General features: G+C 70.5%; 8 protein-coding genes. 5 read left to right on the top strand and 3 right to left on the bottom strand.

Annotated elements, in window-relative coordinates:
* On the bottom strand, positions 1 to 200 hold a 200-nt coding region (locus tag BM396_RS17860), incomplete at its 3' end, for a transposase (RefSeq protein WP_210187140.1).
* A 203-nt stretch (positions 201 to 403) separates the two neighbouring features.
* On the opposite strand from BM396_RS17860, the gene BM396_RS17865 reads away from it, so the two are divergent.
* Both BM396_RS17865 and BM396_RS17870 read left to right on the top strand, forming a co-directional pair.
* Positions 404 to 2,155, top strand: a complete 1,752-nt coding sequence (locus BM396_RS17865) for an LLM class flavin-dependent oxidoreductase (RefSeq protein ID WP_043388937.1) — start codon at positions 404 to 406, stop codon at positions 2,153 to 2,155.
* Between the two features lie 284 nt (positions 2,156 to 2,439).
* Positions 2,440 to 3,297 carry a hypothetical protein gene (locus BM396_RS17870; protein WP_236952771.1) on the top strand — a complete coding sequence of 286 codons (858 nt, stop codon included), beginning with the start codon at positions 2,440 to 2,442 and terminating at the stop codon, positions 3,295 to 3,297.
* A 316-nt stretch (positions 3,298 to 3,613) separates the two neighbouring features.
* On the opposite strand, the gene BM396_RS17875 is transcribed toward BM396_RS17870, so the two are convergent.
* Positions 3,614 to 4,147 (bottom strand): TetR/AcrR family transcriptional regulator, encoded by a 534-nt coding sequence (locus BM396_RS17875; RefSeq protein WP_244447712.1) that lies wholly within the window; start codon positions 4,145 to 4,147, stop codon positions 3,614 to 3,616.
* Positions 4,148 to 4,287: 140 nt separating this feature from the next.
* Here BM396_RS17875 and BM396_RS17880 point away from each other — a divergent pair, with 140 nt between their 5' ends.
* From BM396_RS17880 to BM396_RS17890, 3 genes are all read left to right on the top strand, one after another.
* Positions 4,288 to 4,986: a glutathione S-transferase family protein gene (locus BM396_RS17880; RefSeq protein ID WP_043388943.1), complete on the top strand. Its 699-nt coding sequence runs from the start codon at positions 4,288 to 4,290 to the stop codon at positions 4,984 to 4,986.
* Between the two features lie 573 nt (positions 4,987 to 5,559).
* The gene (locus BM396_RS17885) at positions 5,560 to 6,474 is read left to right on the top strand and encodes a manganese catalase family protein (RefSeq protein ID WP_043355261.1); all 915 of its coding nucleotides are present in this window, start codon (positions 5,560 to 5,562) and stop codon (positions 6,472 to 6,474) included.
* A gap of 309 nt (positions 6,475 to 6,783) precedes the next feature.
* Positions 6,784 to 8,919 carry a S9 family peptidase gene (locus BM396_RS17890; protein WP_043388945.1) on the top strand — a complete coding sequence of 712 codons (2,136 nt, stop codon included), beginning with the start codon at positions 6,784 to 6,786 and terminating at the stop codon, positions 8,917 to 8,919.
* Positions 8,920 to 9,057: 138 nt separating this feature from the next.
* Here BM396_RS17890 and BM396_RS17895 read toward each other — a convergent pair whose 3' ends face one another.
* Complete coding sequence (locus tag BM396_RS17895) at positions 9,058 to 12,513, bottom strand: AsmA family protein (RefSeq protein WP_043388946.1); 3,456 nt, start codon at positions 12,511 to 12,513, stop codon at positions 9,058 to 9,060.
* Between the last annotated feature and the right edge of the window lie 347 nt (positions 12,514 to 12,860).

Here is a 12,860-nt window from a genome sequence, read left to right on the forward strand (position 1 = left end):
AAGGGATGCAGAACCCGGCTGGGGTCACGCCGGTCCGGGATCACGGCGGCGAGCTTGTCGGCGATGTCCAACCGCCGGGCGGCCTGGGCGAGCAGCAGGACGCCGCCATCCGAGGTCAGGCGTCCGCCATCGAAGGCGGCTGTGAGCTTCTTGCCCCGAACGGATGGAAACGCGAACGGGAGACACGTAGGATCGGACATGGCGGGCGTGGCAGGCTCGGTGCGGTCTGAAGGCTTGGCGTCAGCACCCAATCCCTAAGCCACATCAATGCTTTACGCTACGCTCGCCATCCCAGATCCACCGTCCTCGTGAATAAGACGGGCTAGCGTCGCAAGGCCCGCCTCAAACACGCGCGCGGCTTCCGTCCGCGACACCGCCCTCCTTCCGGCCGATGGATAGAGTTATGCTGATCGATCAGCGAGCGACGCGACCGCACATCTTCCTCAGTGCCTTCGACATGCACTGCGTCGTCCACCAGAACCCAGGCATGTGGCGGTATCCGGGAGACCAGACGCACAATTACAAGGATATCGAATACTGGATCGAGCTGGCCCGCGTGCTGGAGCAGGGCGGGTTCGATGCGCTCTTCATCGCCGACGTGCTCGGCTTCTACGATGTCTATGGCGGCAACCGCGATGCGGCGCTGCGTACGGCCGCGCAGGCGCCGGTCGGCGATCCGCTCATGACCATCGCGGCCATGTCGGCAGCCACGACCCATCTGAGCTTCGGGGCCACCGTCTCGCTGACCTACGAGCTGCCCTACAAGTTCGCGAAGACGATGACCACCTTGGATCATCTGACGAAAGGTCGTGTCGCCTGGAATATCGTGACGTCTTACCAGCAGAGTGCGGCCGTCAATCTCGGACTCGACACGCAAATCGCCCATGACGAGCGCTACAACATGGCCGATGAGTTCATGGAAGTCTGCTACAAATTGTGGGAAGGCTCCTGGGAGGACGATGCGGTGCGGCGCGATGTCGAGACCGGCCTCTACACCGACCCCTCCAAGGTTCACGACATTCGGCACGCGGGCAAATACTACAAGGTCCCGGGCGCACATCTGTGCGAGCCCTCCCCGCAGCGCACGCCCTTCCTGTTCCAGGCCGGCGCCTCCGCTCGGGGACGGAAGTTCGCCGCGCGCCACGCCGAGGCCGTCTTCCTCATCGGCACCAATCCCAAGGACACTCGCACCGTCGTCGATCAGTATCGGATGCTGGCGGCGGAACAGGGCCGCGATCCGCGCAGCCTGAAGATCATCATCATGCTGACGCCGATCGTGGCGGAGACCGATGCAGCCGCCCAGGAGAAGCTGGCGTTGATCAAGTCGCGCGCGCAGGTCGATGCGGCCCTGGCGCTCTGGGGCGGCTGGACCGGCATCGACCTCTCCGGCGCGGATCCGGACAAGCCCCTCGATCAGTTCCAGGGGGACGGCATCCGGGCCTTCAGCGATATGCTGACGCGCGTGGACAGCGAACTCGTCTGGACGCCGCGGCGGCTCGCCGAGTGGCTCTGCGTGGGCGGGATGAGCGCGAGCTGTGTCGGGTCCCCCAGGACGATCGTCGATCATCTGGAAGAATGGCTCGACGTCGCCGACGTCGATGGATTCAACATCGCCCGGGTGACGAATTACGGCACGTTCGAAGATTTTCGGGATCTGATCACCCCGGAGCTTCGCCGCCGCGGCCTGATCCCGGAGGATCGACCCGCCCGTCCTCAGACAGCCCGGGAGCGGGTCTACGGTCAGAGCCGCCTGCGCGACGATCATCCCGGCGCGGCCTTCAAGGTTGGCGCGGCCCAGGCGTCGGCTCGGCGCAGCGCGGGCCCGGTTACGCTGCGCACCTCACCCCGCAACGTCGGCCTTCTGGTCACGCTCAAGGCAAAGCCGGAGACGAAGGAGCAGCTGGAAACGTGGCTGCATGACATGCAGCAATTCGCCGAGGATGAGGCGGGCACGATAACCTGGTACGCCTTCCAGATCGACGACCTGACCTACGGCATCTACGACACGTTCCTCAGTCATGAGGGACGGGAGGATCACATCCACGGTCAGATCGTCAAATCATTGCGAACGCTGCAGCACGACATGCTGGAGAGCCCGCCCGACATCCGGCCCCTCGATCTCCTGTCCGTGAAGAGCTTCGCGCCGGGCCACTGAGAATCGGTCCGCGTTCGGCAATCCCGCCGGCGCAGCAGACGTCGCGCTCCCCCCGGCCGACGAACCTCGCACCTGTCCGGGACCGCCTGAATGAAAGGCATCGGACGGCGGCAAGGCACGTGAGCCGGGCCGCCCCTCTCCGTGAGCCTTGGCTGTTGACGGCCCGTCATCGCAACGCCTAATACATATAGCACAGGCTATAATGATGGGTCATGGCTATGCGGCAGACGTCCGCCCGACATCGGTCGCCGGTGTCAGGCCCCCTCCTGTGCGGGCTCGCGGTGATGCTCGGGCAGCTCACGGCACCGGCGCTTGCGCAGACCCTTCCCACCGCCGCCGAGAACCTGACGCCCGGTGACCTCGACAGCGAGCATCTGTTCGGGTTCACGGAAGGCAGCGACCTCGGCGTACCCGGGGAAGTCGAGCTGGAATGGGAGACGAGCGGGCGCCTGGGCAAGCGCCTGGGCCGTTTCCTGGCCGTCGACAGCGGGCTCGCTCTGAAGGTCCCACTCACCCGCGACTTCCGCCTGGCGCCGGGGATCACCTTCAACGCCTACGATATCGGCGTGCCCGGCGACCCGACCCGGACCACGGGCGGGTTCAACGGCGGCTTCCTCGAAACCCGTCTGCGTCTGCTGGACCGCCGCACCGCGCCCTTCGGCCTGACCCTCAACCTCGTGCCGGGATACGGGACCGTAGACGGGGGATCAGGCGCACCGGCCAGCAGCTTCGGCACCGAGGTCGGGCTTTTGGCCGACCGCGAGGTCATCCCTGACATGCTGATCGCTGCGGTCAACGTCGGCTTCGCATTCTCATCGGTCCGGATGAACGCGACGGACGCGCGCGTGGCTGGGTCAGGCGTCGAGGTCGCCGGCGCCTTGGCCTACCGCGTGCAACCGGGTTACTTCCTCGGCGGCGAGGTCCGTTATGCCTGGACCTATGATGGCCTGACGCTGGACCGGCTCGCGGGTCAGGCCGCGTATCTCGGGCCTACGGCCTATGTGACCCTGTCGCCGCATGCCTGGGCCTCATTCACCTGGAGCTTCCAGATCGCCGGGCAGTCGGCGGGTGAGCCCGGTCCGCTCGATTTGTCCAGCTTCGACCGTCATCAGATGCGACTGCGTGTCGGTTACAGCTTTTGATCGCGGCCAGGGCAAACGCGCAGCGAGGCTCCACCCACGCCTTCGCGGACAAAGGTGACGCCGTTCACCCTTGTTGTGCCGCGTGATGCCGCCCGCGCACCCCGCCGGGTTCGTCGCACGGCCGACGAACAGCTCCTCGGGAGATCGGAGATCTATCGGACGTCCGACTCGGGCCGGGAGGGCAATAGCCGCTTTGGGTGGATCTCAGCTGCTCCGCTTTCGAACGGCAACGCATCGACGCGGACCTCGCCTTGCCTCTCGCTGACGCCCCACCCCGGCCCCTCGGCGCGTCCCGTCATAGAATACGCGACCCAAGTCACGGGATAAGGCCGCTCTCCCGGTAAGCCGCAATGACATCGGTGTAGTGGGCGACTTCGTCCCGGCCGTGCGCGATCATCTGCGCGCCCGATACCGCCGCGAAGATGGCCTTCGCCCGCCGCCGGATCTCCTCCGGGGCATCCCCCTCCCCCGGGGCCAGCACCCGCGCGATCCAGCGCTCGTTCATCTCGCCCCACCGGACGACTTCGGTCCGGACCTCGGCAGGGAGGTCGTTCCGTTCCGCCGCCAGCATCCCGGCCAAACACATGCGATTGCCGTTCAGCAACGTGTCCCGGAACACGTCGGTGTACCGCCGCATCACGGTCGTGCGGTCCGTGGCGTCGTTCAGGACCTCGTCGAGGTAGCGCTCGTAGCGATCGATGTAGCGCCTCACGATCGCCTCGACCAACGCCCCCTTCGTCGGAAAGTAGTAGTGGATGCTGGCGCTCTTGATCCCGACCGTTTTGGCGAGCTCACGGAAGCTGAGTCCGCTGTATCCGAGATCCTGCACGGTCAGCCGCGCGGCCTCCATGATCCGGTCCCGCATCGTGACGCCACTCATCTCGGCCCCCTGCTACCTGACGCCAGATAGGCTTTGACAGGCCATGCGTGAAGCTCCTATTCCGACCGCACCTACCTGACGCACGGTAGGTGCCCGTGGAGGACGCTACGATGACGGACAAGCCCCGCCTCTTCACCTCGCCCTCGGCCTTCCCCAACCCCCAGCGCGTGCGCCTCTTTCTGCACGAGAAGGGCATCGCCAATCAGTTCGATGAGGTCATCTACGACATGGCCCCCGGTGGAGAGCAGCGGGGATGGCAACACCTCAAGATGAATCCCTGGGGCGAGACGCCGACCCTACGCCTCGCCGACGGCGAGATCCTGTCCGAGACGACCGCCATCGTGCGCTACCTCGACCAAGCCTTCCCCGGCCGCCGCATCCTGGGCGAAACCCCAATGGCTCAGGGCCTGGACGCGATGTGGGACAGCCGCATCTGGGTCCACATCCTCTATCGCATCACCACGATGTTCCACGTCCTGCACCGTGGGCTGGGTCCGAAGCTCGAACTGACGCACAATCCGGCCTGGGGTGAGCACTGCCGCAAGGAGGCGCTGGCTCACGCGGGGCTCGTGGACCGGCACCTGTCGGACGGCCGCGCCTGGATGTTGGGCGGGGATGCGCCGACCTTCTCGGACATCACGCTGGCGACGGCGGTGGCTTTCTCGAAATTCCCCGTCTGCGCCACGCCGCTGGACGAGCGGTTCGAGCACCTCGATGCCTTCTGGCGGCGATGGCAGGAGCGCCCGGCGTTTCGAGCGGCCTACGCCGATCGCAGCAGCGGCGTGCCGGAGCTGGACGACCGTCAGTAATCCCGGCGCGTGATACGGCGGTGATGGGGACCGGCCCGATCGCGAATGCCTCGGCGATCGGGGCCGATCTACCCTCTCACGGGAAGGGCGAAGCGTCCGCTCAGAACGTGATGTCTGCAATTCCGGGTGTGGAACGGCACCTGGCGGCCGCTTTCCACCGCGAGCCGAAGTTGACGGATGCGGGGCTGCTTTCGGGCTCGGCCGACGGCCGTCCCGGCGGCCGGCATGGGTCGGAGGCGGATGCCCCCTTCGGCGCGACGCGCCAGGGGCCGCGCCCCGTTCCAAGCCGAAGCTGCCGGCTGGCCGACAAGGGGCCGCGCCCCGGAACAAGGGGCCGCGCCCCGGAAGCGGCGACGGCGTTCCGCACGGCCGAAAGGGGGCGAAAGCGGGCCGGCCGGTGCGGATGGATATGCGACGGGCTGCTTCTCAGCTGCCACCGTATCGAGGCGGAATTCGTAATCCCGCCTGGCGTAATTGCCAGATCCTGCACCTGTCGATCTGCGAGGCGACAGGAACAATCATCCGCCCGAACAGATGCCATCTTGCGCACACCGCGCAAACGGAGCTGCTCGCATGTTCATGAAGCTCGACCGCCTTCAGGCTGAACTGCCCCAGCCGAAGAAGCCCGATCCCAACGCCGCTGCCGCCCTGCAGGAGCTGCTCGGCGGAAAATACGGCGAGATGTCGACGCTCGGAAACTACATGTTCCAAAGCTTCAACTTTCGCAACAAGTCGAAGCTGCGCCCTTTCTACAGCCTGGTATCGAGCATCTTCGCGGAGGAACTCGGGCATGTCGAGCTGGTCTCAACCGGCATCGCCATGCTGAACAACGGTCCGGGTGACGACACCGAGGAGGTCGACGTCTCCAAGGCCCCCTTCCACGACATGCAGGACATCCGGCTGGCCGGCAGCTTCCTGTCGAACGGCGGCGGCGCGACACCTGTCAACTCGAACGCCCAGTCGTGGAACGTCGACATGGTCACGACCACGGGCAACATCATCATCGACCTGCTGCACAACTTCCACTTGGAGTGCGGCGCCCGCCTGCACAAGCTGCGCGTCTACGAGACCCTGACGGACCCGACCGGTCGCGAGGTCTGCGGCTATCTCCTGGTGCGCGGCTCGGTCCACGCCCACGCCTACGCGCTGGCGCTCAAGAAGCTCACCGGCGTCGAGATCGAGAAGATGCTGCCCACGCCGAACATCGTCCTCGACAAGATACCGGAATGCCAGAAATACCTGCAGGAGGGCTCGCACCGGCGCCTCTACCGGTTCAGCCCCGACGACTACAAGGAAGCGGCGGGCGTGTGGTCGAACGACGAGGTAGCGCTGCCCGGCGATCCGCCTGGCAACCTGGAAGTGGTGGACGGTCTGCCCGAGGGTGGCAAGATCCCCGAGCTCGACGGCAATTACGGGGCATTCGCGCCCAACTACGCGCCCCAGGAGATCTTCGAGATCGCGAGCAAGCTCTACAAGAAGAGCCGCTGAACGGACGACGGTGGATGGAGATCGCCCCGCGGATGCGACGCCGCGGGGCGCGGCGGCTCTCTCGGCGGCTCTCTCGGCGGCTCTCTGCCGCTCGGACGGCCGAGCCGATGGCGTTCAGACCCCGGGCGCGGTGCGCCCGGCCCGGATGCCCCTGGACGGCGGGGTGACGCAGATCCCGGGATTACCGCGCCGTTCTGCCCCGCAACACAGCCCTCGCCCTGCCGCCCTGCGCCCCGGGTGCCTTGCATCCCGGCGCCGGGCGGGACACATCCCGTCACCCGAACGTGACGGGACCCGACGGGAGAGACAATGACGGAGATCGGCCACGGCTTGCTCGCTCACCGGTCCGGCGCGCCGGTCGCCGAGGTCCGGCCGCGACGCTTCAGCGTCCACGGGCATGAGATCACCGACGATTACGCTTGGCTGAAGGCCGAGAACTGGCAGACGGTCCTCAAGGACCCGTCGGCGCTGCCCGACGACATCGCCGCCTACCTGAAGGCCGAGAACGCCTTCGCCGAACAGGCGCTCGCCGGGAGCACGGAGCTGCGGCGGCAGCTGGTCGCCGAAATGCGCGGGCGCATCCAGGAGGACGAGAGCGGCGTCCCGGAGCCGGACGGGCCCTTCGCCTACTACACCCGCCATCGCGCGGGCGGCCAGCACCCGCTGATCTGCCGGCGGCCGGCCACGTCGCCCGACGTGCCCGAAACGGGGCCGGACCCGGACGAGACGATCCTCATCGACGGCGACCGCGAGGGCGAGGGCCTGCCGTTCTTCGAGATCGCCGCCGCGGTGCATTCCGACGACCACGAACGACTCGCCTGGAGCGCCGACACCAAGGGCTCGGAACTCTACACGATCCGGGTGCGCGACGTCGCCACCGGCCTCGATCTCGACGACCGGGTCGACGCGACCTCCGGCGAGGCGGTCTGGGCCGCGGACGGGGCAAGCTTCTGGTACGTGGCGGTGGACGCCAACCACCGACCCGCGAAGGTCATGCGGCACCGCATCGGCACGGGGCAGAGCGAGGACGAGACCGTCTACACGGAAGCCGATGCCGGCTACTTCGTCCATATCGGCAAGACCCAGTCCGGCGCCTTCCTCGACGTGACGGTGAGCGACCATGAGACCTCCGAGGTCCGGCTCCTCGACCGGCAAGCGGAGGACGCCCCCTTGCGCCTCGTCGAGCCGCGCACGCCGCTGCTGATCTACGGGGTCGAGCATCGCGGCGACCGGCTGTTCATCCGCACCAACGCGGACGGCGCCGAGGACTTCAAGATCGTCACCGCGCCGCTGGACGATCCGGGCCGCGCCCACTGGACCGACCTCGTGCCGCACCGGGCCGGGGTGATGATCCGCCACCTGCACCTGCTCACCGGCCACCTGATCCGTCTGGAGATCGAGAACGCCAAGCCGCGGATCGTCGTGCGCGACTTGGCCGACGGCGCCGAGCACACGGTCGCCTTCGAGGAGGAAGCCTATTCCCTCGGCCTGCGCGCCGGCCTCGCCTTCGACACGGCCACGATCCGCTTCGTCTACGCGTCGATGACGACCCCGTCGGAGACCTGGGATTACGACTGCGCGGCGCGCACGCGGGTCCTGCGCAAGCGTCAGGCGGTGCCGAGCGGCCACGATCCGGCCGCCTACGTGACCCGGCGGCTCTTCGCCACCGCGCCCGACGGCGCGCAGGTGCCGATCTCGCTGCTGCACCGGCGGGATCTCGTCCTCGACGGCAGCGCGCCGCTGCTGCTCTACGGCTACGGCTCCTACGGCACGCTGATGCCGGCGGCGTTCCGCACGAACCTGCTGAGCCTCGTCGACCGCGGCTTCGTCTACGCGATCGCCCATATCCGCGGCGGCACCGAGAAGGGCTGGCGCTGGTACCTCGACGGCAAGCGCGAGAAGAAGCCCAACACCTTCACGGACTTCATCGCCTGCGCCCGGGCCCTGATCGCGGCGCGCTACACCGCCGAGAAGCGCATCGTCGCCCATGGCGGATCGGCGGGCGGGATGCTGATGGGGGCGGTTGCCAACCTCGCGCCGGAGCTGTTCGCCGGGATCGTCGCCGACGTCCCCTTCGTCGACGTGCTCAACACCATGCTCGACGCGGAGCTGCCCCTGACCCCGCCGGAATGGCCCGAATGGGGCAACCCGGGGGAGAGCGAGGCCGCCTTCCGGACGATCCTGTCGTACTCGCCCTACGACAACGTCGCCGCCAAGGACTATCCGGCGATCCTGGCGCTCGGCGGGCTCACCGACCCGCGGGTGACCTACTGGGAGCCGGCCAAGTGGGTCGCGCGGCTGCGCGCCACCATGACGGGCGGCGGGCCGGTGCTCCTGCGGATCAACATGGAGGCCGGCCACGGCGGCGCCGCCGGCCGGTTCGACCGGCTGGAGGAGGTGGCGCTGATCTACGCCTTCGCGCTCATGGCGGTGGGGAAGGCTTGAGCGCCGTCGTCCGTGCGGGCGCATGGCCCATGACGGCGATGACGGGGCCATGACGGGGCCATGACGGGGCGCGGCGCCTGAGGCGTTCAGAGGGGCCGGTCCCACGGAGATGGGAGCTGCCTCAGGATGCGGCCGGCCTCATGGTCGGACCTCGGCGGGAGCCGGCGGTTGGGCGATCCCCTCGTCCGGATTGCGGGCCCGCTTCGCCGCCTCCTCGGCGGCCTTCTCCGCGGCGGCTTTCTCCGCGGCCGCTTTCTCGGCGGCAGCCTTCTCGGCCGCGGCCTTGAGAGCCGCCGCGCGGGCCCGGTCCATCTCGATCCGGGCGCGGCGGCGCTGCCGCTCCACCTGGTCGGCCTCGGTCAGCTCGATCGTCTCCAGCTCGCGCTGCAGCACGAAGGCGGCGAGGCCGTTCGACAGGGTGCCGACATCCAGCACCCGCTCCGGCGCGCCGAGGGGCCCGGTCAGGCCGAACTGGACCGCGGGCGGGCCGGCATTCCAGCCCCGGGGGACCGGGCCGCCCACAAGCGTGCCGCGGACGTCGAGGCGGCCGGCGCGCAGGTCGTAGCCGACGGTGCCGGCCCAGCGGGCCGGGCCGAGATCGAGGTCGAACGGCCCGGCCCGCAGGACGCCGCCCACGATGGTGGCGGCGGCCCGGGCGGATCCCCGCGCCTGCCCGCCGCCCCGGGCGAGTTCCTCGGTGACCAGGGCCTGGAGCCGCCCCTCGCGGAGCGGGTCGTCCATCTCGGCCGCCCGGGCCAGCACCCGGCCGAGGGCCGCGGGATCGGCCGCGGGCAGGCTCAGATCGGTCAGGGTGAGCACGCCGCTGCCCGAGAGGCTGTCGGCGAGGCCCGGCAGGGTCTCGGCCGTGGCGGCGAACCGCAGATCGGCGCTCAGGCGGCCGCCGATCGGGCCGCCGGCCAGCGTCGGGAGCGCCGCACCGTCGAGGCTGCCCGAGCCGGAGACCGCGGCGCCGGCCCCGAGACGGGCGATCGTCACCGAACCCACGAGCCGTCCCCCGGCGAGCTTGCCGGACAGGTCCCGCAGGATCAGGTTCCCGTCGGTGAGGCCCAGGGCGGCCGTCGCCTCCGTGGCGACGAGGCCGCGCCCGAGATCCAGGCTGGCGACGCGGGCGTCGAGGGACAGGGCCGGATGGGCCGTCGGCGGCCCGAACGTGCCGTTCGCCCCCGGCGGGATCACCAGGGCGGCGGCGAGCTGCGGCACGGACAGGCGGTCGAGGGCGAGGCGGCCGTGCAGGGCGCCGCCCGCCGCCCGCAGCAGCGTCCCGTTCACCCCCGAACCCGCGACCGTGCCGGCGATGGCGGCGGCGGCCTCGCCCTGCTGCCGCGACAGCGTGACGGTGAGGTCGGCCGGCCACGCGCCGGGGGCCAGGGTCGCGGCGCCGGCGAGCGTCAGGAACGGCGCCAGATCGGCCGTGTCGGCCCGGACTTCGCCGCCCGTGGGCACGAAGTCGGGACCGACCAGGATCGGGCGGCCGGTGGAGAGCCGGAGGCCCGCGACCGTGCCGTTCGCCGTCAGGGCGAGGGCCTGCCCGTCCGGCCGCTCGGCCGTCACGTGCAGTTCGGCGGGCTGCTGGAGGCCAACGATGTCGGTGCGGCCGAACCACGCCCCCGCCCGGGGCGCGGTGAGCGTGGCGGTGCCGCCCTCGATCCGCGTGCCGCGGCTCGCCAGGGTCAGGTCGAGGGTGCCGCCGCCGGCTCTGCCCCGCGCCTGAGTCCGCAAAGCCGCGGCCGCGCCGCCCGCCCGGTCGAGGGTGACGGCGAGGTCGAGGGGCGCGTCCCGCAGGACGGCGGGCAGCAGGCGGATCTCGCCCACCCAGACCCGCTCGAGCAGGCCGAGCAGCGGCGCCGCCGCCGGGGCCTTCAGCCGTCCGGAGACGCGGCCGGTCCCGTCCGCGCCGATCTGGCCGGACAGCCGGGCGCTGGCGCCGGCGAGATCGGTGACGTCGAGGCTGTCGACCGTGAGGCCGGCGCCGTCGGACTGGATCCGCGCCGCGATCGTCCCGGTGCCGGAGCCCGTGGCGCCGAACCGGACATCCTTCGCTTCCAGGGTCAGGGCGAGGTCGGTGTCGCGCAGGGTCCCGAGCGTCGTCCCAAGGGGCGGCAGGCCGGCGATGTCGAGGCCGCTGGCGCGGATCTGGGCCTCGAACCGGCCGCGCTCGGTGCCCTCAGCGGCGGTGTAGCGGGCGTTGCCGGTGATCCGCGCCGGTCCGAGTCCGAGGCGCAGGTTGCGCAGGGACAGGCCGGTGGCGGCGGCCGACAGGTCGGCGGCGGCCTCGACCGTGCGCCCGTCGAGGAGCGCGACGAGGGGCCCCTCGGCGCCGAGGCGGCGCAGATAGCGGCCCAGCGCCTCCGAATCGGGGGCGGTGAGCGCCACCGGGCCGGTGAAGCGCAACGGGGCCGTCTCGACCTGCCCGCTCGCCGCGACGGTGGCGTCGGCCGGGCCCGTCACCGACAGGCGGCGCAGCAGCAGGCCGCCGGCCCGTTCCAGGGTGCCGGTGAGGGCGAGGTTCGACCAATCCTCGCCGCCGAGCACGGCGCTGCCTACCGTGAGGTCGAGGTCGAGCATGGCCGGCAGGCTGCCGACCGAGCGCGGCAGGCCGCGGCCGATCAGGTTCTGGCCCTCCGCCGAGGTCAGGAAGGCGTCGAGGTCGAGGCGGCGGGCCTCGAGGGTCAGGCCGCCGCGCCACTGGCGGAGATCGAGCCGGCCGGTGCCGCCGAACCGCAGGCTCCGGCCCCCGGGATCGATGGCGAGGTCGACGCCCTCGAACCGCACCTGCGTGCCCCGGGCCTTGAAGGTGCCGGCCAGCGAGAAGGGCAGGTAGGCGCCCGCGGCCTGGGTCGGCGGCCCGACGACGAGGCGCGCCGAGCCCTCGGCCTCGACCAGGGAGCCGCCGGCTTCGCTCGGCGCGAGGCCGAAGCGTGCATCCGCCTCGAAGCGCGGAGCCGCGTCGCCGCCGCCGGAGATCTTGGCGGCGAGGCGCCCGTCGGGTCCCGGCGTGCCGCTCACTGCCCGGAACGGGATGCCGCCGCTCGTCCCCTCGACCCGCCAGGGGCCGACCAGGGCCGGCGCCTGCAGGTGCAGGTCCTGGACGTAGAGCTGGTCGGTCCGCCCGGTGGCGGGCACCTGCGTGGTGACCAGGAACTGCTGGATCTGCAGGTTCTCGATCGCGAGGTCGCGGTCGCGCAGGGCGCCACCGAAATCGGCCGGCAGCTTCAGGGCGTCGGGGCCGGCGACCGGGAGCTTGATCTCGGCCCGGCCGATCCGGGTCTCGGTGAAGCGGAACTCGCCCTTCAGGAGCGGCGCGAGGGCGATCTCGGCCTTGACGAACCGGGCGTCCAGGCTCGGCCGGTCCGGATCGGCGCCGAGATGCAGGCGGTCCACGCGCAGCCGCGGCGAGGGCAGCAGCCGGACCTCGATCCGGCCGTCGGTCCGGACCGGGACGCCGAGGGACCGGGCGAGCGCCCGGTCGACGAGCGCGCGATGGGCCTGCCAGTCGACGAAGGGCGGAACGGCGAGCGCCGCCACGAGAACCAGGATGACGGCGCACGCCAGCGCGGTCAGAAGATCACGCAATGGTCCTGTTCCGCACCATCTCTCCGCGAGGCCGCGCCATCACCGTGCCGCCGTGCCCCGCGTGCCCCCGCGAGTCAGTTGTCACGGCCATAGCACGATAAGCCCCCGGGAGCGCCAGCGGCGATGCCACGGTCCGGAGCGGTGCGCGCGGCTGTCCGCGGCACCCCGGGCGAGGGGTTCCGGACCGGGCGCGGGTCCCCTCTCCCGTGCGGGAGAGGGACAGGGTGAGGGATGCGACCTCTCCGGAAAGACCTGGTCCCTCACCCCAACCCTCTCCCGCACGGGAGAGGGGGCTTGTCGCGCTCCGCCGCCGCTGTCGGCCCCCGATCACACAGGTGCCGATCCGC

The sequence above is a fragment of the Methylobacterium sp. UNCCL125 genome, from assembly GCF_900116795.1.
Lineage (GTDB): Bacteria > Pseudomonadota > Alphaproteobacteria > Rhizobiales > Beijerinckiaceae > Methylobacterium > Methylobacterium fujisawaense.

Excerpts from the sequence above, each read along its gene's own strand:
- BM396_RS17865 (WP_043388937.1), top strand. The coding sequence starts at position 404 with ATGCTGATCGATCAGCGAGCGACGCGACCGCACATCTTCCTCAGTGCC.
- BM396_RS17870 (WP_236952771.1), top strand. The coding sequence starts at position 2,440 with ATGCTCGGGCAGCTCACGGCACCGGCGCTTGCGCAGACCCTTCCCACC.
- BM396_RS17875 (WP_244447712.1), bottom strand. The coding sequence starts at position 4,147 with ATGGAGGCCGCGCGGCTGACCGTGCAGGATCTCGGATACAGCGGACTC.
- BM396_RS17880 (WP_043388943.1), top strand. The coding sequence starts at position 4,288 with ATGACGGACAAGCCCCGCCTCTTCACCTCGCCCTCGGCCTTCCCCAAC.
- BM396_RS17885 (WP_043355261.1), top strand. The coding sequence starts at position 5,560 with ATGTTCATGAAGCTCGACCGCCTTCAGGCTGAACTGCCCCAGCCGAAG.
- BM396_RS17890 (WP_043388945.1), top strand. The coding sequence starts at position 6,784 with ATGACGGAGATCGGCCACGGCTTGCTCGCTCACCGGTCCGGCGCGCCG.